General features: G+C 69.8%; 23 protein-coding genes, 1 tRNA gene and 2 pseudogenes. 16 read left to right on the top strand and 10 right to left on the bottom strand.

The genetic code is table 11. From position 1 onward, the window contains the following. The first annotated feature begins 13 nt into the window (after nucleotides 1–13). Entirely contained in the window at nucleotides 14–2,125 is a 2,112-nt protein-coding gene (pabB, locus tag KKZ08_RS29510) for an aminodeoxychorismate synthase component I (protein ID WP_223777320.1), read from the top strand. A 53-nt stretch (nucleotides 2,126–2,178) separates the two neighbouring features. On the opposite strand, the gene KKZ08_RS29515 is transcribed toward pabB, so the two are convergent. Next, nucleotides 2,179–3,126, bottom strand: a complete 948-nt coding sequence (locus KKZ08_RS29515) for a transaldolase family protein (RefSeq protein WP_223777321.1) — start codon at nucleotides 3,124–3,126, stop codon at nucleotides 2,179–2,181. A gap of 312 nt (nucleotides 3,127–3,438) precedes the next feature. On the opposite strand from KKZ08_RS29515, the gene KKZ08_RS29520 reads away from it, so the two are divergent. Both KKZ08_RS29520 and KKZ08_RS29525 read left to right on the top strand, forming a co-directional pair. Beyond that, the gene (locus tag KKZ08_RS29520) at nucleotides 3,439–4,071 is read left to right on the top strand and encodes an HD domain-containing protein (RefSeq protein ID WP_223777322.1); all 633 of its coding nucleotides are present in this window, start codon (nucleotides 3,439–3,441) and stop codon (nucleotides 4,069–4,071) included. Nucleotides 4,072–4,160: 89 nt separating this feature from the next. After that, nucleotides 4,161–5,678 (top strand): vanadium-dependent haloperoxidase, encoded by a 1,518-nt coding sequence (locus KKZ08_RS29525; RefSeq protein ID WP_223777323.1) that lies wholly within the window; start codon nucleotides 4,161–4,163, stop codon nucleotides 5,676–5,678. Nucleotides 5,679–5,726: 48 nt separating this feature from the next. On the opposite strand, the gene KKZ08_RS29530 is transcribed toward KKZ08_RS29525, so the two are convergent. The 5 genes from KKZ08_RS29530 to KKZ08_RS29550 all read right to left on the bottom strand — a co-directional run bounded on the left by KKZ08_RS29530 (nucleotide 5,727) and on the right by KKZ08_RS29550 (nucleotide 8,980). Next, complete coding sequence (locus KKZ08_RS29530) at nucleotides 5,727–6,140, bottom strand: SRPBCC family protein (RefSeq protein ID WP_223777324.1); 414 nt, start codon at nucleotides 6,138–6,140, stop codon at nucleotides 5,727–5,729. Between the two features lie 137 nt (nucleotides 6,141–6,277). Then, nucleotides 6,278–6,604 (bottom strand): plasmid stabilization protein, encoded by a 327-nt coding sequence (locus KKZ08_RS29535; RefSeq protein WP_223777325.1) that lies wholly within the window; start codon nucleotides 6,602–6,604, stop codon nucleotides 6,278–6,280. Between the two features lie 54 nt (nucleotides 6,605–6,658). Beyond that, nucleotides 6,659–6,859, bottom strand: a complete 201-nt coding sequence (locus KKZ08_RS29540) for a hypothetical protein (RefSeq protein ID WP_223777326.1) — start codon at nucleotides 6,857–6,859, stop codon at nucleotides 6,659–6,661. A 106-nt stretch (nucleotides 6,860–6,965) separates the two neighbouring features. Beyond that, nucleotides 6,966–7,925 carry an NAD-dependent epimerase/dehydratase family protein gene (locus tag KKZ08_RS29545; RefSeq protein WP_223777327.1) on the bottom strand — a complete coding sequence of 320 codons (960 nt, stop codon included), beginning with the start codon at nucleotides 7,923–7,925 and terminating at the stop codon, nucleotides 6,966–6,968. Then, nucleotides 7,925–8,980 (bottom strand): ScbA/BarX family gamma-butyrolactone biosynthesis protein, encoded by a 1,056-nt coding sequence (locus KKZ08_RS29550; protein ID WP_346657900.1) that lies wholly within the window; start codon nucleotides 8,978–8,980, stop codon nucleotides 7,925–7,927. Before KKZ08_RS29550 ends, KKZ08_RS29545 begins: the two co-directional genes overlap by 1 nt. A gap of 573 nt (nucleotides 8,981–9,553) precedes the next feature. Between KKZ08_RS29550 and KKZ08_RS29555 the strand changes: the two genes are divergently transcribed. Beyond that, nucleotides 9,554–10,249, top strand: coding sequence for a ScbR family autoregulator-binding transcription factor (locus KKZ08_RS29555; RefSeq protein ID WP_223777329.1), 696 nt, complete (start codon nucleotides 9,554–9,556; stop codon nucleotides 10,247–10,249). Further along, a complete protein-coding gene (locus tag KKZ08_RS29560; protein WP_223777330.1) occupies nucleotides 10,246–11,376 on the top strand; it encodes a transposase in 1,131 nt (376 codons plus the stop codon). Before KKZ08_RS29555 ends, KKZ08_RS29560 begins: the two co-directional genes overlap by 4 nt. Here the strand turns inward: KKZ08_RS29560 and KKZ08_RS29565 are convergent. Further along, nucleotides 11,315–12,199 carry a hypothetical protein gene (locus KKZ08_RS29565; RefSeq protein WP_223777331.1) on the bottom strand — a complete coding sequence of 295 codons (885 nt, stop codon included), beginning with the start codon at nucleotides 12,197–12,199 and terminating at the stop codon, nucleotides 11,315–11,317. The two genes, KKZ08_RS29560 and KKZ08_RS29565, sit on opposite strands and share 62 nt — an antisense overlap. A 90-nt stretch (nucleotides 12,200–12,289) precedes the next feature. Further along, entirely contained in the window at nucleotides 12,290–13,144 is an 855-nt protein-coding gene (locus tag KKZ08_RS29570) for a 2OG-Fe(II) oxygenase (RefSeq protein WP_223777332.1), read from the bottom strand. Nucleotides 13,145–13,598: 454 nt separating this feature from the next. Between KKZ08_RS29570 and KKZ08_RS29575 the strand changes: the two genes are divergently transcribed. From KKZ08_RS29575 to KKZ08_RS29595, 5 genes are all read left to right on the top strand, one after another. Further along, entirely contained in the window at nucleotides 13,599–14,399 is an 801-nt protein-coding gene (locus KKZ08_RS29575; protein WP_223777333.1) for an AfsR/SARP family transcriptional regulator, read from the top strand. A gap of 91 nt (nucleotides 14,400–14,490) precedes the next feature. Beyond that, nucleotides 14,491–16,038: an amino acid permease gene (locus KKZ08_RS29580; RefSeq protein WP_223777334.1), complete on the top strand. Its 1,548-nt coding sequence runs from the start codon at nucleotides 14,491–14,493 to the stop codon at nucleotides 16,036–16,038. Beyond that, complete coding sequence (locus KKZ08_RS29585) at nucleotides 16,038–17,261, top strand: MFS transporter (RefSeq protein WP_223777335.1); 1,224 nt, start codon at nucleotides 16,038–16,040, stop codon at nucleotides 17,259–17,261. The genes KKZ08_RS29580 and KKZ08_RS29585 overlap by 1 nt, the downstream gene beginning before the upstream one ends. Before the next feature lie 19 nt (nucleotides 17,262–17,280). Next, nucleotides 17,281–18,561, top strand: a complete 1,281-nt coding sequence (locus tag KKZ08_RS29590) for an ATP-grasp domain-containing protein (protein ID WP_223777336.1) — start codon at nucleotides 17,281–17,283, stop codon at nucleotides 18,559–18,561. Nucleotides 18,562–18,651: 90 nt separating this feature from the next. Continuing rightward, nucleotides 18,652–18,739: transfer RNA gene (locus KKZ08_RS29595), tRNA-Leu, on the top strand. A 397-nt stretch (nucleotides 18,740–19,136) separates the two neighbouring features. On the opposite strand, the pseudogene KKZ08_RS38730 reads toward KKZ08_RS29595, so the two are convergent. Next, nucleotides 19,137–19,238: pseudogene (locus tag KKZ08_RS38730) on the bottom strand (hypothetical protein); the annotation flags it as partial. Here KKZ08_RS38730 and KKZ08_RS29605 point away from each other — a divergent pair. The 6 genes and pseudogenes from KKZ08_RS29605 to KKZ08_RS29625 form a co-directional block, all read left to right on the top strand. Then, nucleotides 19,195–19,667 (top strand): annotated as a pseudogene (locus tag KKZ08_RS29605) (M20/M25/M40 family metallo-hydrolase); the annotation flags it as partial. The pseudogenes KKZ08_RS38730 and KKZ08_RS29605 overlap by 44 nt on opposite strands. A gap of 245 nt (nucleotides 19,668–19,912) precedes the next feature. Then, nucleotides 19,913–20,044 (top strand): hypothetical protein, encoded by a 132-nt coding sequence (locus KKZ08_RS38735; protein ID WP_263303423.1) that lies wholly within the window; start codon nucleotides 19,913–19,915, stop codon nucleotides 20,042–20,044. Between the two features lie 24 nt (nucleotides 20,045–20,068). Then, nucleotides 20,069–21,337, top strand: a complete 1,269-nt coding sequence (locus KKZ08_RS29610; protein WP_223777337.1) for an alpha-hydroxy-acid oxidizing protein — start codon at nucleotides 20,069–20,071, stop codon at nucleotides 21,335–21,337. 102 nt (nucleotides 21,338–21,439) lie between these two features. Further along, the gene (locus KKZ08_RS29615) at nucleotides 21,440–21,730 is read left to right on the top strand and encodes a hypothetical protein (protein WP_223777338.1); all 291 of its coding nucleotides are present in this window, start codon (nucleotides 21,440–21,442) and stop codon (nucleotides 21,728–21,730) included. Between the two features lie 166 nt (nucleotides 21,731–21,896). Further along, on the top strand, nucleotides 21,897–23,321 hold the full coding sequence (locus KKZ08_RS29620) for an FG-GAP and VCBS repeat-containing protein (RefSeq protein WP_223777339.1): 1,425 nt from the start codon (nucleotides 21,897–21,899) through the stop codon (nucleotides 23,319–23,321). 152 nt (nucleotides 23,322–23,473) lie between these two features. Next, nucleotides 23,474–24,649 (top strand): spore photoproduct lyase family protein, encoded by a 1,176-nt coding sequence (locus tag KKZ08_RS29625; RefSeq protein WP_223777340.1) that lies wholly within the window; start codon nucleotides 23,474–23,476, stop codon nucleotides 24,647–24,649. A gap of 9 nt (nucleotides 24,650–24,658) precedes the next feature. Here the strand turns inward: KKZ08_RS29625 and KKZ08_RS29630 are convergent, their stop codons facing one another. Continuing rightward, on the bottom strand, nucleotides 24,659–25,186 hold the full coding sequence (locus KKZ08_RS29630) for a MarR family transcriptional regulator (protein WP_223777341.1): 528 nt from the start codon (nucleotides 25,184–25,186) through the stop codon (nucleotides 24,659–24,661). Nucleotides 25,187–25,245 lie beyond the last annotated feature (59 nt).

Below are 25,245 nucleotides of genomic sequence, written 5' to 3' on the forward strand. Positions count from 1 at the left end.
GGAACAGACACTCGTGCGCACTCTGCTCGTCGACAACTACGACTCCTTCACGTACAACCTCTTCCACTACGTCACCGAAGCGACCGGCAACGAGCCCGTCGTGGTCCACAACGACGACCCCCACTGGCGCACCGGCATGCTGTCCGGCTTCGACAGCGTGATCATCTCGCCGGGCCCCGGAAACCCGCGCCGCCCCGGTGACTTCGGGATCTGCCGGGAGATCGTCGAGCGCACCGAACTGCCGCTGCTCGGCATCTGCCTCGGCCACCAGGGCATCGGACTGGCCCACGGCGCGCGGATCGACCGGGCACCGGAACCGCACCACGGACGGCTCTCCCCCGTCCTGCACGACGGGCGGGAACTGTTCCGGGGACTGCCCTCGCCGCTGGAGGCCGTCCGCTACCACTCCTTGGCGGTCACCGACCTGCCGGCCGAACTGGCCGCCACCGCGTGGACCCCGGACGGCGTGCTGATGGGCCTTCGCCACCGGACCCGGCCGATGTGGGGGGTGCAGTTCCACCCGGAGTCCATCTGCACGGAGCACGGCTTGCAACTCATGCGCAACTTCGCCGAGTTGTCGCGTGGGTGTGGGGCGGGGCGTCCCGTTCCCGTGGGGGTCGGGCGGCGCGTGGCCGCCGGTTCACCACCCGCGGCACCGGATGCGTCGGCCCCGCGCAAGCTGCGGGTGCTCACCCGGCAGCTGCCGACCCGCTGGGGTGCCGAGGAGACGTACGACCGTCTCTTCCGCCCGAACGCCCACGCCTTCTGGCTCGACAGCAGCCGTTTCGACCCGGCCCGCGGCAGGTTCTCGGTGCTGGGCGACGCCTCGGGGCCGCTGGCCCGCGTGGCCACCGCCGACGTCGCGAGCGGCACGGTCTCCGTGACCTCACGCGCGGGAACGGAAGTGGTCGGCGGCTCCTTCCTGGACTGGCTCGACCGGGACCTGCACGGCGTGAGCGTGCAACTCCCGTACCTGCCAGGCGGCTTCGCGCTCGGCTGGGTCGGATGTCTCGGCTACGAACTCAAGGCCCAGTGCGGCGGTGAAGCGGTGCACCGCTCCCCGCAGCCCGACGCCGTCATGGTCTTCGCCGACCGCGCCCTGGTCCTTGACCACCTGACGGGCCTCACCCATCTGCTCGCCCTGGTCGAGGACGGCCCGGCCGAGCGGACGGATGCCGCCGTCGACTGGCTGACGGCCACCGAGGCCCTGCTCCGCGGCGCGCCCGGCCCACGGCTCGCCGCACCCGTGCCGCCCGCCGACGCGCACGGCCTCCGCCTCCGCCACGACCGCGCCGCCTACCTGGACCTCATCGACGCCTGCCGGGAGGAACTGGCCGCGGGAGAGACGTACGAGGTGTGCCTCACCAACCAGGCCCGGGTGCACGGGACGTTCGACCCGTGGGAGGGGTACCGGCTGCTGCGCCGCGCCCACCCCGCGCCGTTCGGCGCGCTGCTCCAGTTCGACGGGTTCTCGGTCCTGAGCACCTCGCCCGAGCGCTTCATGACCGTCTCGGCCGACGGGCTGATCGAGTCCAAGCCCATCAAGGGAACGAGACCACGCGGGGAGAGCCCGGCCCAGGACGCCGCGCACGTCGCCGATCTGCTGGGCAGCGAGAAGGACCGCGCCGAGAACCTCATGATCGTCGACCTGGTCCGCAACGACATAGGGCGCTGCGCGCGACCCGGCAGCGTACGGGTCACCGGGCTGTTCGAGGTGGAAACGTACGCCACCGTGCACCAGCTGGTGAGCACCGTGCAGGGGCGGCTCGCCCCGGGGCGCACCGCCGTGGACTGCGTGCGGGCGGCCTTCCCGGCCGGCTCCATGACCGGCGCCCCGAAGGTGCGCACGATGCGCGTACTCGACCGGCTCGAAGGCGGGGCGCGCGGTGTCTACTCCGGCGCCCTCGGCTACTTCTCGCTGTCGGGAGCGGCTGATCTGAGCGTCGTCATCCGGACCGCCGTGGTCACCGACGACCGGGTCACCTACGGCGTCGGCGGAGCGATCGTCACGCTGTCCGACCCGGCCGAGGAGTTCGCGGAGACGATGGTGAAGGCGGTGCCGCTGCGGACGCTGACCGGGGCGGAGCTCACCGCGCGGACGCCGGGCCGGCGGACGGACGGCTGAGCCCTGTGCCTCCGTCCCACGCGAGTCCGTCCCTGCCCACTGCTCGGCACCGGTCAGCGGGCGGCGGCGTGCCAGGCGTCGCGGCACCGGGTCAGCTCCGCCGCGAGCAGATCCGGAGCCGTCCGGGGGCCGGCCCCGCCACCCGCGCCGCACAGCAGCAGTTCCTTTTCCCCCTCCCGCACGCCCGGCATGACGTCACCCGCCAACTCGACGCCGGACGCCGCCGCTTCCAGCTCGTGAGCGGTGAGGGCTACGCCCGTGTTCCAGCCGATGAGCCGGGGCAGGTGGTGTGTCCGGAGCGACGACCACAGGAGCGTCGGGGGAGCGACGCTGCCGGCCCGCAGTACCCTCCACCACGCGTTCCTCAGGCGTCGTTCGCGGAGCGCGTACAGGAGCCGGGCCATCGCGATGCCGGGGGTGGCCACGCCGACGTCCGGTACGCCGACGTCGTCCAAGAGGCCGACCGGACAGGTCAGGAGAACCCGGGTCTCCACGGGAGCCGTGCCCGCGACCAGGGCCCGCTCCATGCCGTCGAGCAGCGCGTCGAAGACCCGGTCGGCCTGCTCGACCGTGCAGATCAGCGTGGCGTTGACGCTGATGCCCAGGGCGAGGCACTCGCTCATCGCCTCCAGGCCCGCCTCGGTGGCCGGAATCTGGACCAGCAGGTTCGGTCGGTCCACGGCCGCCCGGAGCGATCGGGCGGCCCGTACCAGGGACGGGGCGTCATCGGCGTACGCGGGATCGACCGGAGCCGACACCAGTCCGGGCGACGACCCGACGAGCGGGGGCACGGACGCCGCCCGCGCCCGCTCGCACAGGCGCCGCACCGCCTGCGGGTCGGGCGGTGCGTGAGCGGGGAGCAGCACGCCGGCCGGGGCCCGGAGGGTGTGCGGGAGCTGGTCCGGTACGGCGATGTGTGGTCCGCCTTCCACGGCCAGCCATGACTGGACCCCTTCGGCGGCGAGTTGTTCCACGAGGCCGACGGCCCGTTGGCTCATCATGCGGTGGATCCTAGAGAGAGCCGCGCCGCCGGAACACCGACCCCCGCAGGCTCTGTCAAGTCTCCCCGCCGGCAGCGAACCCATGGGCAGGGCGGGTCGAACCCATGGGCAGGGCGGGCCGAATCCCTCCCGCGTACAGCCCAGTTGACGAAGTCCCGGCCCGCGTCCTGTGCCGCCGCCCACCGCGTACCTACTGTCTTGCCCGTCGCCGACGAGCATGCGCCGGACACCTGTTCCGGGCCGCACTCCGAAGTCGCCCACCACGGCGCGCCGCGCCTTCCTTCTCCACTGAACCCGCCCTCAGGAGCACACATGACCATTGCCGACATCAAGGTGCCCGACAGCGTCCTGGCCAAGGAGGCCACGGAGCTGGTCCGGGACACGGCCGACGAACTGATCTTCCACCACTCTCGCCGCGTGTACCTCTTCGGCGCGCTGCAGGGGAACCGGCGCGGTCTGTCGTACGACGCCGAACTGCTCTACGTGGGCGCGATGTTCCACGACCTCGGGCTCACCGAGAAGCACCGCACGTCCACTCGTCGCTTCGAGATCGACGGCGCCGAGGACGCCAAGGAGTTCCTCCTGGCGCGCGGCGTCACCGAGGACGCGGCCCGAGTGGTGTGGGAGGCCATCGCCCTGCACACCACCCCCGAGATCCCCACCTACATGGCGCCCGAGATCGCCCTGGTCACAGCCGGTGTCGAGCTCGACGTCCTGGGCATCGGCTACGACGACATCGCCGACGAGCAGCGGGCCGCCGTCGTCGCGGCGCACCCCCGCCCCGACTTCAAGCGCCGGATCCTCCAGGCCTTCAACGACGGCATCGCGCACCGCCCCGACACCACCTTCGGCAACATCAAGGCCGATGTCCTCGCGCGCTACACCGAGGGCTACGTGCGGCCGAACTTCGTCGACGTCATCACGGAATCGCGCTGGCCCGAGTAACCCGCCGACGGCGCCGCCCGCCCCCCACTCCTCACCCCACCCCACCCCACTCCTCACCCCACCATTGAGAAAGGCTCCGTGACACCGTCATGAAGTCCATCCCTCTCCATACGAACTCCCTCAAGCGCTGGGCGGTCTTCGGTTCCCTCACCGCCATGAGTCTCGCCACCACGGTCACCGGACCCGCGTCCGCGGCGGCCGGCGACGCCGGGCCGACCCCGTTCGCCGTTCAGGCGCGGGCCGACGGCGACAACGTCGTCCTGCAGTGGAACAAGCTGATCAGCGAAGCCATGGCGGTGAACAACCAGGGCTCCATGCACCCCACTCCGCCGCCGGTCGGCGGCCGGACGCTCGCGGTGGTGCACAACGCGATGTACGACGCCTGGGCCGCGTACGACGCGAAGGCCGTCGGCACCCAGCTCGGCGGTGACCTGCGCCGCCCCGAGGTGGAGCGCACCGAGGCCAACAAGCGCAAGGCGGTCAGCTTCGCGGCGCACCGCGCGCTGAGCGACCTGTTCCCCCAGCAGCGGGCGACCTTCGACGCCAAGCTCGCGGCGCTCGGCTACGACGCGGCGGAGGCCGGCACCGCCGCGGCGGGAACGCCCGCCGCCGTGGCGGTCGAGGCGACCGACGCGCTGCTGGAGGTCCGCCACCAGGACGGCTCCAACCAGCTGGGCAACCCGCCGTACACGTCGCCGGAGGGCTTCTACAAGCCGGTCAACCCGGCGCAGGACGTGAATCACTTCGACAAGAGCAAGATCGTCGACCCGAGCCGGTGGACGCCGCTGACCCTGAACGGCATGACGCACAACTTCCTCACCCCGCATTTCGCGGCGTCGAAGCCGTTCGTCATCAACGACGTGGACAGCTACCTCCCGTCGGCGCCCCCGAAGTACGGCAGCGCCGCATCGAAGCGTGCGATAGCCCAACAGATGCACATCAACGCCAGTCTGACGGAGCGTCAGAAGGCGCTCGCCGAGTTCTGGCAGTACCGGGACACCTCGTCTTCGTCCATCCCGCAGGAGTGGGCGGCCTTCGTGTCCAAGCGCGACCACCACAGCCTCGACCAGGACGTGAAGATGTTCTTCGCCCTGAACATCGCGGAGGGCGATGAGGCGGTCGTCGACTGGAAGACCAAGGTCCACTTCGACTACGGCCGTCCGATCACCATGATCCGCTACGCGATGGACGGCAAGAGGATCCGCGGCTACGCGGGCCCCGGCCAGGGCACCAAGGTGATCGACGGCGCCAAGTGGCAGCCGTACCTGAAGACGCCGGCCTTCGCGGCCTACGGCTCGGGGCACACCGGCTTCACGGCCGCCGGGGCGGAGATCCTCGAGCAGTTCACCGGGTCCGACGAGTACGGCGGCACGGGCGTCATCAAGGCGGGCAGCTCGGGCATCGAGACCGGCATGCCGTCGAAGGACATCGCGCTCAAGTGGGACACGTTCTCCGACGCGGCCCAGGAGGTGGGCGAATCGCGCCTGTGGGGCGGCGTGCACTGGGAGTTCGACCACACCGAGGCCGACGCGCAGGCCCGCGAACTCGCCCGTGACGTCTGGGCGGAGTCCGAGCAGTACTTCGACGGCAGCCACCCGGACGCCTGATTCCCGGACGCGGGCTTCGACAGCCTCGTCGGCTCCAGGAACCGGTCCTCAGCCGGCCGCGTTGTCGACGCGCAGCCGCACCTGTTCCTCCAGCCGCTGGAGGCTGCGGTCAAGGGCGGTGCGCACGGCCTGTTCCCCCGGGTCGTGCCCCTCCTCGAAGAACGACAGGTGCACCGTGACCTCACTGGTGCCGCTGTCCATGCCGGCGACCTGGAGCCAGCCGGTGTAGCCGCCCTGTTCGCGGGTGCCCCACTCGAGCCGCATCTGGTCGCGCCGGGCCCGCAGCAGGGCGGACACGTCCTGGTCGGTGCGGTCCTCGTGCACGGTGACGGCGGGTGGCTCACCGGCGTCCACGTGCAGTTCCTGCGGCAGCCACGCGTCCATCTGGTCGACGTCGGCGGCCTGCTCGAAAACGTGCTCGGGCAGTGCGGGCATCGTGCGCGAACGTTCGTACTCGGTCATCGGGACACCGTTCCTCGACTCGGGGACACAGGTACACAGGGGGGCACAAAAGGAACGTACAAAAGGAACGTCTGTCGCGCTTCCGCCCTACTTACGCGGAGGCGCTCAGACGTCGGACGTGGTGATGACCGGCGGCGTCAGTGGCCGAGGGCCTTGGCGAGCTCGTCCTTGTTCATCGACGAACGGCCGTCGATGCCGCGCTTCTTCGCCTCCTCGTACAGCTGGTCCTTCGTCGGCCCCTGGGAGCCGCTGTGCGAGCGCTCGCCGCCGCGCTGCGAGGCGGACTTCCTGTCCTGGGTGGACGCCTTGCTCGCGGTCTTCGACTCACCGGAGCGGGCCCGCTCCTTGTTCACGGTGCGCGCGGCGATCTCCTTTGCGCGCCCCTTGGAGGTGCCGCGCTTCTCGGCGCCCTCCTTGATGTGTTCGTACTGACGCTCTCGCTTGGGGCTGGAACCCTGCGGCATGGTGATCTCCTTCCAGGTCCACGGTGACTTCTCGCGTACCCGACGGTCGGCTTCTCACCCGGAGACCCGGGCAGAACGGATGGAATCCATCTGATGCGGGCCGCCGGAGGTGTGCGAGCAGACAGCGACCGAACGGATGAGCAGGTGACCGGCCACTTCTTCCCCGGCGGCATCTCCTGCACCTTTGCCCTTGAAGCCCTGCTTGATCACGGGGGCGCTGTCGCTGTCGCCGTGCAGGATCGCGGCGCCCGACATCGCCCGCATCTCCCAGGTGACCTGATGGCTCCTGACCTGCGGTTCCGTGCGCGCGCATTATGTGCGGTGTGGACGTTACGGGCCGGCCCCGAATCTCTTGAACTGCTCAGCCCGTCCGAAGGGCAGCATCCCGGGATCGCGTGCGGCTGAGTTGGAGTCCCGCCTCGAAGCCTGGGCCAGGGGCCAGTTGGAGGTCCTGCCAGAGGTGCGTCCCATCGAACCAGTGGTCGGTCGTCAGCATTGCCAGGCCGTGCCGCGAAGGTTCCTTGGCCAGGATCTGTTGGGCGCGGGAACGGGAAAGGTCCTGATCCGGCCAGGGAATCCCGTAGTGCGTGGCCGCCGCGCGGAGCAGGGTGGACGCCTGGAGGGGGGCAGGATGACTGGCGTGGTACGCGGTTGTCGACAGTCGCTCCGCCTGTGCGAGACCACTGGCCACCACCAGGCGGGCAAGATCCGGGGCCGAGATGACGGACAGTTTGGCGGTCCAGCCCTCCACGGTGCCGGGCAGGGCTCGGAGGAGTCGGGCCAGGCCCGGCAGCAACCAGGTGTCCCCCTCGCCGTAGACGAGATGAGGGCGAAGGACGATGCCACCGGCGTCGAAGACCGCGTCTTCCGCCTCGGCCCGGGTGAGGGAGGTCTGGGATCCGGGGTTTCTGGTGAGCTGGAAGGGCGTGGCGTTCCGGAATGTGCCTCTGCCGTAGACGGATGCGGTGCTTACGTACACGATGCGCTTCACTCCGGCTCGGAGAGCCTCATTGACCAGGTTCTGGGTTCCCTCCGCGTTGACGGACCTGTTCAGTTCGGTGGTCGGGCCGATGTGCGATGCGCAGTGCAGCAGGACGTCGACGCCGTCAAGGGCGCCGTGGAGTGAACGGGGGTCGGAGACATCTGCTGAAACGACGCGCTCGCGGCGGGCTGTGACGGACACGGGCCGACGGTGTGACATCAGCACGAGGCGCAGGTTCCGGTAGAAGGCCGCCTCGCGTGCCACGTGGCTGCCTATGAAGCCCGCGGCGCCGGTGACCAGGACGGTGCGGACAGGGGGTGTCCCAGGGATCGCCGTCATCAGCTCGGATCGCGGAGTGTCAGGTCGGCGTTGAAGACCTGCGTGCCCTGCTGCACCGCGGTCACGTGCACACGGAGATGGCCGTCGGAGTCCAGACCCTCGACCTCCGCTTCCATCCGGCACGGTGCGTCGAGTTCTGCGTAGCGGGTGAACGTGCTCTCCATCCCGACGAGGATCGCGTCGGGCCGGTGGGTCGCGGCGCGTGCCGCCTGCCGACCGGCTTCGATGAGCACCATGCCAGGTATGTGGTCGACCGGGTGGTCGAAGTAGATGGGGTGGTCGGTGTCGATGCGCAGCTCCCAATGCGGTTCGCCCTGTGCCGGCGCGGCCAGCAGGACGTCCTTCTGAGAGGTGCGGCCGACGGCCGCGGGCGCGACCGCAGGGGGAAGGGCGCCCTCCGTCGCGGTGGGCCGTTCGCCGCGCAGGCGGCGGTGGGCGGTGGGGCTGGTGCAGCTGAAACGTGCGCCACCGACGGCAACGGCGTGTCCGTCACGCAGGACGGAGACGGTGTAGCGCATGCCGGCGATGGTCCGGCCGCGCCGAACGATGTCGTGACACATCGTGTGCAGTTCGACCTCGGTCGGGGTGGGGCCGACCGTGAACGCGGCGGGTTCGGCGGTGAAGGACATGTCCCACATCAGGAACTGATGTCCGAAGGGAACTCCGTATTCGGCGTGGGACAGCAGGCTTCCCGCCTGCCGGATCGACTCGATCAACAGCATCGGGTCCTGGTGGCCACCGGAGGGAGCGAAGAGGGCGTGCCCCCGGGGCCACTGCGCCCTGACGAGGAAAGAGTCCTGTGGGCCTGTTCCGGAACCTCCGGCGCTTTCCCACCCGGTGAGTAGTACTTCCGCCACGGCGGCGCGGTGGACGTACCCGCGGGGAACCGTCGTGGTGGACCAGGGGCTCGGCGAAGGGGCGGTGTCGATCCGGGGCGCGGGAATGGCACTCAGCATTTCAGGCGCTCCTGTCTTTCTGGGCACGGAGTGTGACGGGTTGGGCCCGTTTGCCCCGTCGGGGCGGAACGTGTGCAGCCAAAAGATAGAGGCAGCCATACCGGCCCTCCGACCAGCGAACCCATCAGAACCAGGCAGCCCTACCTGGTTTGTGTGTGCGGTTTGCCCGCCTTCGGTACCCCTGCCGGTGTGACTCGATGGGATTGGCCAGCCCCAACGGTCCGATAAGTTCTGTTTACTCGCATGTGAGAGGGTCTTCGATGCTTGCTTGTATGTCCTTGCCGGGGTGTGTTCCTCTACCGGAGAGGGGTGATTACCAGACAAGCATGCCTGGTAATGTCTCGAATGGTGAGCGGCATAACAGTTCGCCGGTGGCCCTCCGCAGAGCTGTCCCGCGCGGCGCGCCGTGGATTTCCCTACGCCTTCGTGAGTCGTGCCGCGGGGCGCGTGACCTCTCCGTCATCGAGACAGGTAGCGCTGACCTGCGGATTTGGCACACTGAGGGGGTGTCGGCGACGAGGCCTTGGTGACGACAGGATGCGAGCATGCCGTACACGCCCTCGAACCCTGTGCGTGGAAGCCGCGACACCCGCTCGCGCGCAACGGCCACGCGAAGCCGAAAAGGTGCAGACAAGTTCGCTTGGTTCTGCCAAGAGGAAGTGAGGAGACGCGATGGCGCAACAAGAGCGTGGCATCAGGTCCCGGCAATCGATCCTTGAGGCCGCGGCCCACGTGTTCGACCAGCGCGGGTACGACGCGGCGAGCACGACTGAAATCCTTGCCAGGGCCGACCTCACCCGCGGTGCTCTCTACCACCACTTCCCCTCGAAGGAAGCGATCGCCTCAGCGCTGATAGAGGCCCATGGTGAAGCCCTGGCGGTTCCCTACCGGGAAGTGCGGTTGCAGGCCGCGATCGATCTCACGCTGGGTTTCGCACACCAACTGCAGTACGACACCCTTCTGCGGGCCAGTGTGCGGCTCGCTGTCGAGCAGTCGTCGTTCACTCCTTCGGCCCGCACCCCCTACGAGCAGTCCGTCGCGGCGGTGTCAGACCTGTTGCGGCAGGCCGGGCAGCAGGGTGAGCTCTTGCCGGGCACCGACTTCCAGGAAGTCGCCGAGACCATCGTCGGGTCGTTCACCGGTCTCCAGGTGATGTCGCAGGTCTACAGCGACCGCCGGGACCTGCTCGCCCGGACCTCCGCGCTGTGGCGGCTCGTCCTCCCGGGCCTGGCCGCTCCAGGCATCCTCCTGCGGCTGCGGACCACTGCTCCGCCCGAGGTCGATGACGCGCGGGAGGCCACCTCGGTCGCCGGTGAGGACCCCGTCCAGCACCCGGATCCAGTTCACGGAAAGACAGTTCGATCATGACACCGCCGAACGTGGCTCAGCTGTCAGCATCGCGAGACAGCGAGCCCTTGCAACGCTTTACCCAGGAGATCTTCGCGGCACTGCCGCGTGCCGATCAGCGGCAGTGGGCGCACGTCTACACCCGGGCGCTGTTGACCGCTCCAGGGCGCAAATCGGGCCGCAACCTGGCGGATTCCGTGGGTATGCCGGAGGCGGCTCATAATTTCCACCAGTTCGTCAACGCCAGCCCGTGGGACTGGCTTCCGGTCCGTCGCTCGCTGTTGCAGTGGGTGGAGGAGCGAGACCGCGTCCGCGCCTGGGTGGTCGGGATGGCGACAGTGGCGAGGCGTGGAGAGCACTGTGCGGGCGTGCACCAGCGCTTCCTCCCCGAACGGGGGCGCACCGTCAACTGCCAAGCGGGCATCGGGATGTTCCTGGCCGGCAGGCAGGCGCACATGCCTGTCGCGTGGAGGCTGCTCCTGCCGGGCAGGTGGGCGCAGGACGAAGAACTGCGCGCGCGCACCAGAATCCCTGCGGCCGTTCGTGACACCACGCTGGTCGGCCACGTTCTCGAACTTGTGGACTCCCTGGTCGCCGACAGCGGGTCCGCCCCGCGTCCCCTGGTGACCGATCTCTCCCACGAGCAGGGGGTCGGATGGCTCCTGCGGACACTGCGAGCGCGCCATTACGACTTCGTCGTCGCCGTACCGGACAGCCTCCCGGCGCGGACTCGTTCCGGACCAGTGCTCGGTGCGCGTCGCCTCCTGGGGCTTGAGGGGACGGTGGAGGATTCCGTGGGCCGAAGCGGCATCCGTATGCGCAGTCGATCGGTCGGTCTGCCGGGAGTGGCGGCCGGATTGCCCGAGTGCCGCCTGTTCTCCGTCTCGGCGCCGGGGCAGCAGGACCGGCTGTGGATCACCAACCTCGTCGAAGAGACTCCGGAGAAGTTGTACCGGCTGAGCAGGCATGCCGATGCCTCCTCAGCCATGAAGGCCCTCACCGACGAGTTCGGTATGGCTGCCTTCGAGGGCCGTTCCTATCCCGGCTGGCACCATCACATGACGTTGCTGTCGGCGGCCTTCGCCTTCAGTCGCCTGGGCGGAGCAGACTCGCGGCCGCGTGTGCCGGCTGCGCGCCGGGCAGCGTGAGCGGCAGCAGTCCCGCAGCGGCGGCTTGCGTCACGCAGTGTTTCCGCCCCCACCGCCGGTCATGCTCCGCGAGAGCGTCGAGCGCGGCGATGTACCAGCGCCTCCTCACCTCGTCGCCCTGTGCGGGCAGTCCCAGCGAGGCGAAGAGTTCGGCTGCCCGCTCACACGCCGCGTCCCAACACCTGACCAGCGCCTCGGCCCTGTCTCTCAGCGCCACGGGATTCGTGGGCATCGCCCCGGTCCGCTCCGGCCCGACCAACTCGCGTACCAGGTCGTCGATCCGGCTGAGGGCTGCCGCGGAGATTCCTGAGCCGTGATCGCGGACAGCATCTCGCACCACCGCGTATGCCTGGTTCCGGCGTACGGCCGCCGCTTCACTCATGGCCGCGACCTCCGCCACGAGATCGTCCGACGCCGCGACGGCTCGCAGATCTTGGTGCAGCGCCGACAGGGCGGTGGTGATGAGTACGCCGTCACGCAGGAGATAGCAGGTGCTGACGCGCACGTACCACCGCCTGTCCTCGCTGTCCGCTGCGCGGCGCGGCGACGACGGCTGTACCAGCGGTGCCCTCTCCCGCGGACGCTCCGGGGTTTCGAGACTCCGGCCCATGGAGCGGGACAGTGCCGCCTCCCGCTCGTACTGCGCGGCGTGAGCGGACAGCATCGAACGCACGGGGATCGGTACCTCGCACACAGCGAGCGAGTGGAGCGTGGCGGCCATGTCCGCCTGCCCCGCGGCGAGTTCGGCGAACTGGCCGGCCAGGCGCCCGCGCACATACGGATGAAGCGCCCGGCTTCGGGGCAGCAGATCTGCGGTACTCACAGTGCTTCGTCTCTTCTCTCGGTGACCCACGTGCCGTGCGGCGCGGCGCGGGTGCGGCGGACGGCCGCACCCGCGCCACCGCGGTGCTGGTCAGCTCCAGTAGGTGAGCGGCTGCTCGGTTCCGCGTACTCCGATGAAGAAGCTCACGGCCGCTCGGTCGCGCCCCTTGGAAGGCCGAACCGCGTGGATGCGCGAGGCGTGGGACAGGATCAGCATGCCGGCGGTCGGCTTCAGCGCCACGGCGGGCTCGGGAATCAGGTCGCGGTTGAGCCCATAGCTGTCCGCGGAAGCGCGCAGGACGTCGTACTCCGCGTGTTCGTAACCGCGCGACCACAGTTCGAGCTCCCCGCCCTCATCGGCGGTCTGCAGGTACAGGTTGGCCGTCATCTGGGTCAGCAGTTCGGCCTTGCCGTCGGAGCGGTCCTCCCGGCGAAGGTCCTCCAACTCCCAGGACAGGAAGTCCTGGTGGGGGATCGCGCCCTTGCCCTCGGTGAACACCCGGGCCTGGCCGACGAACAGCGGATTGCCCTCCAGGTGCTCCATGTTGGCACCGCCCGGCCAGCCCTCCTGCAGCTCCAGCCGGAGGCGGTCGATGGGCGACAGGTACGGCGCCCAGGCGTCCCGCAGCGACTGGACGGCAGCCACGGCCTCCGAGAAGTAGTGCTGCTCGCGCTCCTTGCTGGACAGCCCCTCGTACGTGTTCAGGCCCCACTTGTGCACACCGGGCACGTTCGCGTACTCGCCGTAGAGGCTGTCGTGCAGCAGCTGCTGTGTGGCACGTGCGCACAGGTCCTGGGGGCAGTAGTCACGGACGACGATCGCGATGGCCTCTCCGTGGGCCAGCGAGAGGAGGTCGTCCCTCGTAATTCGCTCCGCCTCGATGACGCGCGGGTTCTCCATCTCGTCGAACGGGGAGATCTTCTTGGTGCCCTGCTCCGCAATCACGGGAAGTCCTTTCAAAGGAAAGCCGAAGACGTTCGGGGTGTGTAGGCGACTGGGCCCTGATGGCCACCCGAACATAAGCAGACCATTCCTGGATGTGCATCATCGGAACGGGCGGAGGAAAGATCTGGTTCGCCGCGGCTTCAGCGCCGCTTTGGTGTGCCGAGGAGCGCTGTTGATAACCCTTCATGCTGAAGCTGGGGTCGTCGTGGTGCTGCGGACAGGAGAGTTGCCAAAGTATCGGTCGCCGTGTGCGCGCGCTCGCCCCCCAACTCTCCTGGTGGCACACGGGAAGACGCCGAGGCGAGGGTGTCGTCGAGAGGGAACCTGCAGCTCACAGCTGAGGTACGTTGTGTCGCGCCGGAGGTGCACCCGACCGGGTGCTGCCGTCCAGATGTAGCCAGAGGTCGACCGCGCCACCCTTGCGCAGTCGCCTCTCACCCCGGGGGATCCACCTATGGAATTCAAGGTTCTCGGCCACTTCGAGGTCGTGTCCGATGGAAAGGAAATCTGCACCCCAAAAGCCTTCAAGCAGCGCTCTCTTTTGGCTCTGCTGGTGACCCGTCACGACCAGTGCCTGTCGGCGTCCAGCCTTGCGGAGAACCTTTGGGGGGAAGAGGGTCAGCCCTCGACTGCCCGAGCTGCCCTACAGGTGTACATTTCCAAGATCCGGCGGCACCTGACGAGCTTCGGATTCGACCCCGACGGGATCTCGACCAGCCTTCCCGGCTATATTCTCCGGCTGGGCGAAAGTTCCCTCGACCTGGTCGAGTTCCGGGCTCTGGCCCACCATCAGGAAAGCTTCGAGGATGGTGGCCGCGACGCCCTGGAGCGCGAGGCCCGGCGCCTGCGCCAGGCGCTCGCCCTATGGCGCGGTCCCGCGTTGGCGGACATGCGCGACGTGCCCGCCCTGCGGGAGCTCGGCACCGTACTCGACGAGGCGTGGACGTCCACCCTGGAGCGCAGGCTCGAGATCGACCTGCGGCTGGGCAGAGAACTCATGGTCCTCAGCGACCTGCGCCAGCTGGCTCTGCGTCACCCGGAGCGGGAGAAGGTCCAAGCGCTGTTGATGACGGCGCTCTACCGCGCGGGCCGGACCGCGGAAGCCCTCGCCACCTTCCGGCTCCTGCGCTCGACACTCATCAGCCGCTTCGGCGTGGAGCCCGGCCGCATGGCCGACAAGCTGCACCAGGCCATCCTCGCCCGCGAGCCATGGCTGGACGAGCACGCCGACGGGGTCTTCGCGTCGGTCGCCTGAGTCGTCCGACACGACGGATGAGTCGTCCCACACGACGAATGACAAGAAAGTAGTCACTATGTACATCTTTAGGGTACAAGGATAAAGCTCCATGCGCGTCAAGTCAGTTGAGCAAGTTCTCGCATCCGCGGAGAGCGCGGGAAACGGACGGCTCCGCCGCGACCAGGGGTGGTTCGACCTGATCGTCACCGGCGTGGGAATGGTGCTCGGGACGGGCATCTTCGTCTTCACCGGGCAGGTGGCGAAACAGATGGCGGGCCCCTCGGTCGCCGTCTCATTCGTCCTGGCCGCGGCCGTCTGCGGGTGCGCCGCCCTGTGTTACGCGGAGCTGGCGTCCGCCCTTCCGGTCGCCGGCTCGGCCTATACCTTCACGTACGCCACCCTCGGCGAACTGGCCGCCTGGGTGATCGGCTGGGCGCTCATGCTCGAACTCACGCTCTCCGCGTGTGTCGTGGCCGTCGGCTGGTCCGGCTACCTGCAATCGCTGATGGACACAGCCGGCATCCACCTGCCCGCAGCGGTCCGCGGGGGCGAAGGCTCAGTCATGAACCTGCCCGCCATGCTGCTCATCCTGCTCCTGGTCGCACTGCTGATCCGGGGCGGAACGGTCTCCAAGGGGGCCACCCGGGTCCTGGTCGCCGTCAAGGTGGCGGTGGTCCTCTTCGTCATCGTCGTGGGCGCCTTCTTCATCGACGCGTCCAACTACAGCCCCTTCATCCCGCCCTCCGCCCCGGCGGAGACAGCCACCGGGATGCATACACCGCTGCTGCAGTCCCTCCTCCCGGGCACGACGTCCGCCTTCGGAATCACGGGCGTCATCACCGCAGCGGCCATGGTCTTCGTCGCGTACATCGGATTCGACGTCGTGGCGACCTCGGCCGAGGAAACGCGACGGCCCCAGCGTGACCTGCCCATCGGCTTGCTGGGTTCGCTCGCGATCGTGACCGTCCTGTACGTCGTGGTGAGCCTGGTCCTCACCGGAATGCAGTCGTACGGCCGGCTGTCGGTGGACGCGCCCGTCGCCGAGGCGTTCAAGGCCGTGGGGCATCCCATGGTGGGGGCGGTCATCAGCGTGGGCGTGGTGGTCGGTCTCGTCACGGTCTGCATGGTGAGCATCAGGGGCCAGAGCAGAGTGCTGCTGGCCATGAGCCGCGATCGGCTGCTCCCCCCGGCCTTCGCCGCGGTGCACCCGCGGTACGCCACCCCTCATCGCAGTCTCATCGCGCTCGGCGTGGTGATGACGCTCCTGTCGGGCTTCGTGGACATAGGTGTGCTGGCCGACCTGGTGAACATCGGCACCCTCTTCGCCTTCATGCTCGTCTCCGCCGGCGTCGTCATCCTGCGCCGCACCCGGCCCGCACTGCCCCGCCCCTTCCGCGTGCCGCTCGTCCCGCTGCTGCCCGGAATCTCATTCGCCGCCTGCCTCTACCTCATGATCAACCTCTCCCTGCTCACCTGGTTGACCTTCCTGATCTGGCTCGGAGCCGGCCTGCTCCTGTACGCGGTCTACGGCCGCCGCCGCAGCGCCTTCGCCCAGCCGGTGACCACTCCCGCACCGCAGGTCGCGGACCGGGACGACCCCACCCCACGGATCGCCGTCGGCAGCGCGGCGGGCACAGTCGTGAAGGGAGACCTCTGATGCGCTTCCCCAAGGCGTTCTGGCTCCTGTGGTGCGGACAGGCGCTGAACCGCGTCGGAATTCTCGCTCCCGCCTTCCTCGTGCTCTACCTGGAGCAGGGGGAACTGGTCGACGCCCGGACCACACCCCTGATCGTCGGACTGTTCGGAATCGGCGTCGTCGTATCAGGACTGGTGGGCGGAGCACTCGCCGACATGATCGGCCCGCGCCGCACGATCGTCGGAGCCCAGCCGATCGCGGTCGCCACCGCACTGCTCTACCTCTTCACCACCAACATCGTCGCGCTGTGCCTGCTGGCCCTGGTCACCGGGTTCCTCTCGGCGGTCGACCGCCCGGCAAGCGCCGGACTGATCCACAAGATCGTTCCCCGAGCCGACTTCGAGCGTGCCTACAGCTTCTACCTCGTCGGATTCAACATCGGCATGTCGCTGAGCCCGGTCATCTCCGGATTCCTCCTGGCGTTCTCACCGTCCCTGCTGTTTCTCGTATGGGCCGTGTGCAGCGCGCTCTACGGCCTGCTCCTGATCGGACTGCCCGCAGACGCCGTCACCGTCCGGCGCCAGGCCTCCGACACCTCCTTGATCCGGGAGACAGTCCGCTCCATCGCCGAACCCTTCCGGTCACGGGTGCTGGTCGCATTCCTGGTCCTGACCTTCCTCATGGCCTGCATCTACCTCCAGGTCAACTCCTCGCTGCCGCTGGGCATGCGCAGCGAAGGCATGACCCCCGGCCAGGTCGGACTCGTGCTCGCGGTGAACGCGGTGGCCTCCGTCATCCTGCTGCCGCTGGCGCCGAGAGTCGCCCGGAACATGCGCGAGGAAGTACCACTGGCGCTGTCCGCGGCACTGATCGCGCTGGGCTTCGGCGCCAACGCCTTCGCCCATTCCGTACCCGCCTTCATCGTCTCCACGTTGGTATGGACCCTGGGCGAGGTGCTCTGGGCGCCCACGTCCGCCGGGTTCGTCGCCAACCGCGCACCCGAGGGCAAGGTCAGCACCTACCAGGGCTCCATGTTCTTCGCGTGGAACGCGGCAGCCGCAGTCGGCGGCCCCGCGGGCATCGTGCTGGCAGGCGCCTTCGGCTACGGAACGCTCTGGCTCTCCGTGCTGGCTCTCGGACTCGCGGTGGCCGTCGGGTTCAAGGCCCTCGTCGGACTGCCCGGGTTCCAGCCGCCTCCCGCCGCTCCCGAGCCGACCGTTCATGACCGCATCCGGGTCTCCTGACAGAAAGCGATCACCAATCATGCCTCTCTCCGACAACCTCGAAGGCAGCGCGGCCGTCGCTGTCGTCGTCGACGGCTATTCGGCCGGAAACTTCTACCCCAGTGCCTTCGCCGCTCTTGGTGCCGAGGTCCTTCACGTCCAGAGCACCGCGGAGCTCATGCCGACACTGAGCGCTCCGAAGCTCTCGGAGTACGTGGAGAACGTGGTGTGGGCCGATGGCGACCTGGAAGCCCTGGTGCGCCGGCTCAAGCCGTACCACCCCGTGTGTGTGGTGGCCGGCCAGGACGGAGCGGTCACCCTGGCCGACCAGCTGGGTGAGGCCCTCGGGGTACCTTCCAACGGCACGCTGTTGTCCCCGGCCCGCCGGGACAAGTACGAGATGATCGAAGCCCTGCGCCGGGCCGGCGTCCGCTGCGCCGATCAGTTCAAGAGCGAGGACCCGCAGGCCGTCGTGGACTGGGCCGTGGCGCGCGGCACCTATCCGGTGGTCGTCAAGCCCCTGAGTTCAGCGGCGTCCGACGGGGTGTCCATCTGCAAGGACAGCGAAGAGGTGTCGCGGGCCGCCCAGGCCGTACTCGCCACCCCCGACATCTTCGGGAGGCGGAACCGGGAGATCCTCGTCCAGTCCTATCTGGCGGGCACCGAATACATCGTGGACACGGTCAGCTGCGACGGGCAGCGGTACACCTGCGGCGTATGGCAGTACGAGAAGTCGTTGCTGCCCAACGGCAAGAACATCTACGACCGGGACATCCTGCTCGACGGCCAGGACTCTCTCGTCACCGACCTCACCGAATACATCGACGAGGTCCTCGCCGCCCTCGACGTCCGCTGGGGCCCGGCTCACGCGGAGGTCATCGTGACACCGGACGGCCCCACCCTGGTGGAGATCGGCACCCGGCTCAGCGGTCACATCGACTCCGGCTTCCACGACGTGTGTCTCGGCCACGACCAGGCGGGCCTGACCGCACTTGCCTACCTGCGACCGGACGTCTTCAAGGAACAGTACGGCCGTGGGACATACACCCGGCTTCAGCCTGCCGCCGTCTACGAAGCGCCCACGACGGCCACCGGCACAGTGAGCGCCGTCGACGAACGGACCGTCGCCTCGATCCGCTCATTGGGGAGCGTCCACCACGTCACCGTCAAACTGAAGCCCGGCGACCGGATCGTTCCCACCGACAGTCTGCTCACCAGCATATTGCGCGTTCACATGACGGCTCCGGACGAGCGCCAACTCACCGCGGACTACGAGAGGGTGCGCACTCTCAAGGACGCCGTCTACCGCATAGCCGAGTAGAGCGTGAGCAGTCGCCGTTGACCGCGGCTTCGGTACGGACCCGGCTGGTCCCTACCGAAGCCGGGCCGGGTACTCACGTCTCCCATTCGCGCCCGGATGGTGGAACTGGTCAGACACCGGGACCTTAAAAGTCTCTGGCCGCTCTGCGGCCGTGCGGGTTCGAGTCCCGCTCCGGGCACACACTCCACGCGGGGAACGGCGACATCGCCGTCAGCCTGCCGCACGCCCCCCCTGAGGCGGGCCAGCAGGTCCAGGTCGACCGAGGGCGTGCGGCCGAGGCGGTCGAAGAGGCGGGTGGTCTCCTCGCGCAGGCTGCGGTCGTGGTCGGCCAGGATGCGGGCCGTGTCGGGGTGCCGGATGGCGTGCAGGGTGAACTCGGTGGACAGCAGGTACCAGCGGTGCTCGGTCTCGTCGACCGTGTTCATGCGCGTGAGGGCCGCCCGCAACGGGTCGTCCACCGTGTCGAGTTCGTCGAGCGCCCGCGTCGGACGGTCGATCACGCGCTCGGCGTGCAGTTCGAACAGGGCGAGGAACAGGCCTTCCTTGGTGCGGTAGTTGGAGTAGAAGGCACCGCGGGTCAGGCCCGCCCGCTCGCAGATCACCTCGATCGAGGAGCCGTGGAAGCCGCGCCGGGAGGTGCCCGTGACGCACGCCTGCGGCCACGACGTGCACGTCACCTGTCTCCTCGGCGCGACCGCGCCGCCGGCCGAGAACCGGCACGCCTGGCGCGGCACGGTCGTCGCGGTGTTCCAGCCCGCGGAGGAGGTCGGCGGGGCCCCGGCGATGGTCGCGGACCATTTCGCCGAGCGTTTCCCCAGCCCCGACGTCTGCCTGGCCCAGCACGTGGCCCCCGCGCCGGCCGGCCTGGTCGCCACCCGCCCCGGGAGGTTCATGGCCGCCTCGGACAGTCTCGCCGTACGCCTGCGCGGCCGGGGCGGGCACGGATCGGCCCGGAGGCCGCCGTGGACCCGGTCGTGATGGCCGCCGCGACCGTGATGCGGCTTCGGACGGTGGTCTCCCGGGAGGTCGCGGCGGACCGGTCGGCCGTCGTCACCGTCGCCTCCCTGCACACCGGCACCCGGGAGAACGTCATCCCCGACACCGCCGGAGACGTACTGGCGGACGACCTGTTCGGCCCGGACGTCGCCGCCCGCTGGATGGCCGCGCGGTCCGCAGCGACGGTATCTGCTCGCCCACCGACCCGCTCTCCGGCGTCGCCACCGCGATCACGCGCCGCTGCCACCCGAGCGGCCGGGTACACGGACCCGACGAACGCCTCACCGTCGAGGAGGCCCTGCGCGCCGTCACCGCCGACCCCGCCTGACAGCTCCACCTGGAGAACGACATCGGCATGCTCCGCCCCGGCATGCGCGCCGACCTCAACGTCCTGACCACAGCCCCCCGCACCGTGCACCCCGACCGCTTCCAGGACGAGGTCGCCCTGACCGCGACCTGCCTCGGCGGACGACAGACCCGGCCCTGACCGCCAGAAAGGACGGCCCCGACCGTGTCCCACCCCTCAGCATCACAAGAGCCGTACGCCGCCTACCAGAACGAGATATACCTCGGCGGACTCTCCGGCGTCGTCCCGGAATACCCCATGGCCTTCGCGGAACTGGAGGAGCGCGCCCGCCATGCCATGCCAGACACCGTGTGGTCGTACGTCGCCGGGGGAGCGGGCGACGAGCACACGCAGAACGCCAACCGCGCGGCCTTCGCGCACTGGGGCCTCGTCCCGCGCATGCTCGTCGGCGCGGACCGGCGCGACCTGTCCGTCGACCTCTTCGGGTTGAAGCTGCCCTCGCCGCTGTTCATGGCCCCGGTCGGCGTCCTGGGCATCTGCACCCGCGACGGCCACGGCGACCTGGCGACCGCCCGCGCCGCCGCCCGCACCGGCGTGCCCATGATCGCCTCGACCCTCTCCGCCGACCCCCTGGAGGAGGTGGCGGCCGAGTTCGGCGACACCCCCGGCTTCTTCCAGCTCTACACCCCCACGGACCGGGCGCTGGCGGAGAGCCTCGTCCAGCGCGCCGAGAAGGCCGGCTTCGCGGGCATCGTCGTCACGCTCGACACCTGGATCGCCGGCTGGCGCCCCCGCGACCTGGCCACCTCCAACTTCCCCCAGCTGCGCGGCCACTGCCTGGCCAACTACACCAGCGACCCCGCCTTCCGCGCCCTGCTGCCGCGCGGCCGCACGGCGGACCCCGACCCCAGGGACACGGCCCTCACCTGGGCCCGGATCTTCGGCAACCCGCTCACCTGGGACGACCTGCCCTGGCTGCGCTCGCTCACCACGCTGCCGCTCATCCTGAAGGGCATCTGCCATCCCGACGACGTCCGCCGCGCCAAGGACCTGGGCGTGGACGGCATCTACTGCTCCACCCACGGCGGCCGCCAGGCGAACGGCGGCCTCCCCGCCCTCGACGCGCTGCCCGCCGTCGTCGAGGCCGCCGACGGACTCCCCGTGCTCTTCGACTCCGGAGTGCGCTCCGGCGCCGACGTCGTCAAGGCCCTCGCACTCGGCGCCACGGCCGTGGGCGTCGGCCGCCCCTACACGTACGGCCTGGCCCTGGGCGGGACGGACGGCGTCGTCCACGTCCTGCGCGCACTGCTCGCCGAGGCGGACCTGACCATGGCGGTGGACGGCTATCCCACCCTCGCCGACCTCACCCCGGAGGCCCTGCGGCACGTGTGCGGCGGTCGGGGACCGCTGCCGCCCACCGGCGCCGCATGGCCTCGGCCCGGGCAGGGCGGGGGAGTGGCGGCGACCGAGTGAAAGCCCGGCGCCTTGCGCAACCTTTGCCGCGGCGGGCCGGTTGGGTCCGGCGGCGGCATCCGGTCGGGGTGCCGTGTCGTACCGGACAGGAGCGCTGGAGAAATGAACTCTACGGACAAGAAGGTGCTGGCCGGATCGGTGCTGACCTTGGTCGCGACCGGTATGGCGGTCACGCCGGCCGTGGCCGACGAAGAGGTCCGCGGCCACAAGTCGCAGAACGTCGAGATCATCCGTGACGTGTGTCCGACCGTGCAGGACATCGACGCCATCATCACCATCGAGGTCCTGGACCAGGCGCGCGCCTTCCAGTGCAATGAGATTCGTCAGAAGTCCCACGTCAAGGACGAGTCCGCCGGCCCCGCGCTGCCGATTCTGGGCACGGTCCTCAACTGACGCCCTCGGGTCAGCGGTGGTGCTCGCCAGGAGTCGTCGCGGCACCGGGCCGTGACGACTCCTTCCGCCTCGTACAACCCTTCGGGCCCCGTACGTGTCTTCCCTCTGTCGGCCGTGACGTGTCATAAGAACGTCACGGCTTCGCCCCACCGACAGAAAAGGGCCCATGCACAACCGCCACCACCGCTACCGCACCGCCCCCGCCCTCGCCGTCGCTCTCGCCGCCGGGCTGCTCGCCGCGGCGCCCGCGCAGGCCGCGCCCACCGCTTCCCCCAGCGGACAGAGCGACGTGAACGGAGACGGGTACGGCGACCTCGTCACCGCCTCCGAAGCCGCCGTGTCGGGAGCCTCGGGCGCCGGTGCGGTCGTCGTGAACACCGGCTCGTCCAGTGGCGTCTCGGCAGGCCGGACCCAGATCGTCACGCAGAACTCGTCCGGCGTCCCCGGCGCCGCCGAGAAGGGCGACGAGTTCGGGGCGGCGCTCGCCACCGGTGACCTCAACGGAGACGGCTACACCGACGTGGTCGCAGGCACTCCGAACGAGGACGTCGACGGCGACGCGGACGGCGGCACCGTCGCCGTCCTGTGGGGGTCGAAGTCCGGGCTCGCCGGCGGTACGACGCTCCCCGACCCGGCACCCGCCGCGCACGACCTCTTCGGCAACCGCCTCGCCGTCGGCGACTTCGACGGTGACGGAAGGCCCGAGCTGGCCGTCGGCACCAGCCGCGACGACGTGTGGATCTTCGACGGCGTCACCAGGTCGGGCACCGCGGGCCACCGCGAGCTGAAGACCGCGATCGCCCCGGACGGCTCCGACCACTACCGCTCCCTGGCGGCCGGCGACTTCGACGGCGACGGCCGCGACGACCTCGTCGTAGGGGGACGCTACGACGAGGACGGCAGCTTCGACGGCGCCTCGCTCGTCTACCCGGGGGCTTCCGGCACCTACACCGCCCTGCCCGACGAGGCGCACGCCGCCGCCACGGGGGACTTCGACGGCGACGGCCGGGACGACCTGCTCCTCGGTTCCCCCGACGACAACAGCGTCATCACTTACGCCGGCACCGCCGAGGGCCTGAAGGCGTCCGCGCGGCGCACCCTCACCCAGGACAGCCCCGGTGTTCCGGGCGCCGACGAGCCCGAGGACGCCTTCGGCGAGGCGGTCGCGGTGGGCGACCTGAACGGCGACGGTTACGCCGACGCGGCCGTGGGCGCCGAGTTCGAGACCATCGGCTCGGTTGCCAACGCCGGCGAGGTCGTCGTCCTGCGCGGCTCGGCCGAGGGCCTCACCGGCACCGGCGCCGAGGTCGTGCACCAGGGGACCGAAGGCGTGCCGGGTGCGAACGAGGCGTACGACCGCTTCGGTTCCGCCGTGCGCCTGACGGACACCAACCGCGACGGCCGCGCCGACCTGGTCGTCGGCGCTCCCATGGAGAACACCAGCAACGGCGCGCTGTGGAGCCTGCGCGGCTCCGCCGGTGGCGTCAGCGCCTCGCACGGCGTCAGCTTCTCGGCGGCGGCCGCGGGGCTCTCCAAGGACCCGTACACGTACTTCGGCCGCTCCATGCCGACCAGCGCGCACGGTTCCTGACACCGGCCGCCGGCTGCTGCCGCACGCGTGTGCCGCACCGCTCAGCCCCTGGGGGCGTGCCGCCCCGGGCCCGTCGTGATGCGCCGGGCCCGGATGAGCGGGAGAGTGGAGGAGCGCGGCGCATCGAACGGGTGAGACGGCAGGGACGGCACGTGGATCAGTCAGCGGCGGCGAGCACCCCGGGCGAACCGGAGCAGCCCGCCCTCTTCGGGTGGGCGGACACCGCCGCGGCGCGGCCCGCGAACGGGTCGTTCCGGGACAGCCCCGAGGCGCGGCGGATGCTTGACGTGCGAGAGGTCTACGCGGAGCCCGCGGCCCTCGACTCCCCGCGCGGGCAGCAGATCATGGCCCGGCTGCCGGGGGTGCGGGTGACCGAGGTCGCGGGCCACTGGCGTATCCCCTCCCTGCACGGGAACGACGGCAACGTCGAGCGGTGGGTCCGCATCAAGACCGAGACGCTCGTCCTCGGGGTCAAGCACCACCTCGTGACGCGCCCCAACGGCAGGTCGGCCGACTGGATCGCTCCGGGGCCCTCCAACGGATGCGCGATGGCCTGCGCCTACTGCTATGTCCCCCGGCGCAAGGGCTATGCCAATCCGATCACGCTGTTCACCAACATCGAGGCGATCGTCGCCCATGTGCGGCGCCACGTGCGGGCTCAGGGGCCCAAGAAGGAGCCCAACCAGTGCGACCCTTCGTCGTGGGTCTACGACATCGGCGAGAACGGCGACTGCTCCGTCGACGCCCTGGTCTGCGACAACACCGCGGACCTCATCAGCGCGTTCCGCGGCCTGCCGACCGCCAAGGCGTCCTTCGCGACCAAGTTCGTCAACCCGGACCTGCTCGCGCTCGACCCCCAGGGGCGCACCCGAGTGCGCTTCTCCGTCATGCCGCCCGAGGACGCCCGGCTCCTTGACATCCGCACCAGCCCGGTCGCCGAGCGGATCGCCGCGGCCGCCGACTTCCTCGACGCCGGCTACGAGGTCCACTTCAACCTCTCGCCCGTCGTCCTGCGCCCCGGCTGGGAGCGCGACTGGGCCGACCTGCTCACCCGCCTCGACGACGTCCTGCCCGCCCGGGTGAAGGAGCAGGCAGCCGCCGAGATCATCATGCTGACGCACAACGAGGCGCTCCACGAGGTCAACCTCGGATGGCATCCCCGTGCCGAGGAGGCGCTGTGGCAGCCGGACATCCAGGAGACCAAGCGCTCGCAGAACGGTGCCCTCAACGTGCGCTACGCCCTTGACGTCAAGCAGGACTCCCTGGCGCGCCTGCGGCGACTGCTCGCGGAGCACACGCCGTGGCTGCGCGTCAGGTACGCCTTCTGAGCCCGGGTCTCAACTCCCCGGGAAACGCCCGCGCTGCCGAGGCATGTCGGTCGCGCCTTTTCCGGTCAACCCCCTGTGCATCGCCGGTAGGTGCTGTTCCGCCGCCGCGTGAGCCGCGCCCGCGCTCTCCCTGCCCAGCTGTGCCAGCCGCTCCAGCGCGGGGATCGCCTTGGCGAGCGCCCTGCGGTCCTCCGGGGGCAACAGCGCGACGAGCGGCATGAGTTGGCCGATCCGCTCGCGCCTGCGGGAGACGCCGATGCCGCGGCCCTCCTCGGTGATGTGGACGAGGACGGCCCGGCCGTCGCGCGGGTCGCCGCCGCGTACCACCAGGCCATCCCGTTCCAGGCGCTGCACGAGCTGGGTGAGGCCGGGCTGGCTCAGCTGTTCGCCCGCGGAGAGCTCGGCCAGGCGCTTCGGGCTGCCGTCGAAGGCCAGGGCGTCCAGGACCGACAGGGTGCTGAACGGCAGCTTCCGCCGCCGTGGCAAACGGATGTAGAAACGGTTGAAGTCCTCTACTCCGTCAGTGAAGTGAGTCACATTCAGTTCGTTGAAGGAGGCGTGCACCCGGGGGAGCTTATAGCTTGCGGAGCGGCGAT

The sequence above is a fragment of the Streptomyces sp. 135 genome, from assembly GCF_020026305.1.
In the GTDB taxonomy this organism is placed as follows: Bacteria; Actinomycetota; Actinomycetes; order Streptomycetales; family Streptomycetaceae; genus Streptomyces.

Coding starts and splice junctions, on each gene's coding strand:
- KKZ08_RS29515 (WP_223777321.1), bottom strand. CDS start 3,126: ATGATGAGCCAACGGGCCGTCGGCCTCGTGGAACAACTCGCCGCCGAA.
- KKZ08_RS29520 (WP_223777322.1), top strand. CDS start 3,439: ATGACCATTGCCGACATCAAGGTGCCCGACAGCGTCCTGGCCAAGGAG.
- KKZ08_RS29525 (WP_223777323.1), top strand. CDS start 4,161: ATGAAGTCCATCCCTCTCCATACGAACTCCCTCAAGCGCTGGGCGGTC.
- KKZ08_RS29530 (WP_223777324.1), bottom strand. CDS start 6,140: ATGACCGAGTACGAACGTTCGCGCACGATGCCCGCACTGCCCGAGCAC.
- KKZ08_RS29535 (WP_223777325.1), bottom strand. CDS start 6,604: ATGCCGCAGGGTTCCAGCCCCAAGCGAGAGCGTCAGTACGAACACATC.
- KKZ08_RS29540 (WP_223777326.1), bottom strand. CDS start 6,859: ATGTCGGGCGCCGCGATCCTGCACGGCGACAGCGACAGCGCCCCCGTG.
- KKZ08_RS29545 (WP_223777327.1), bottom strand. CDS start 7,925: ATGACGGCGATCCCTGGGACACCCCCTGTCCGCACCGTCCTGGTCACC.
- KKZ08_RS29550 (WP_346657900.1), bottom strand. CDS start 8,980: ATGGCTGCCTCTATCTTTTGGCTGCACACGTTCCGCCCCGACGGGGCA.
- KKZ08_RS29555 (WP_223777329.1), top strand. CDS start 9,554: ATGGCGCAACAAGAGCGTGGCATCAGGTCCCGGCAATCGATCCTTGAG.
- KKZ08_RS29560 (WP_223777330.1), top strand. CDS start 10,246: ATGACACCGCCGAACGTGGCTCAGCTGTCAGCATCGCGAGACAGCGAG.
- KKZ08_RS29575 (WP_223777333.1), top strand. CDS start 13,599: ATGGAATTCAAGGTTCTCGGCCACTTCGAGGTCGTGTCCGATGGAAAG.
- KKZ08_RS29580 (WP_223777334.1), top strand. CDS start 14,491: ATGCGCGTCAAGTCAGTTGAGCAAGTTCTCGCATCCGCGGAGAGCGCG.
- KKZ08_RS29585 (WP_223777335.1), top strand. CDS start 16,038: ATGCGCTTCCCCAAGGCGTTCTGGCTCCTGTGGTGCGGACAGGCGCTG.
- KKZ08_RS29590 (WP_223777336.1), top strand. CDS start 17,281: ATGCCTCTCTCCGACAACCTCGAAGGCAGCGCGGCCGTCGCTGTCGTC.
- KKZ08_RS38735 (WP_263303423.1), top strand. CDS start 19,913: ATGCTCCGCCCCGGCATGCGCGCCGACCTCAACGTCCTGACCACAGCC.
- KKZ08_RS29615 (WP_223777338.1), top strand. CDS start 21,440: ATGAACTCTACGGACAAGAAGGTGCTGGCCGGATCGGTGCTGACCTTG.
- KKZ08_RS29620 (WP_223777339.1), top strand. CDS start 21,897: ATGCACAACCGCCACCACCGCTACCGCACCGCCCCCGCCCTCGCCGTC.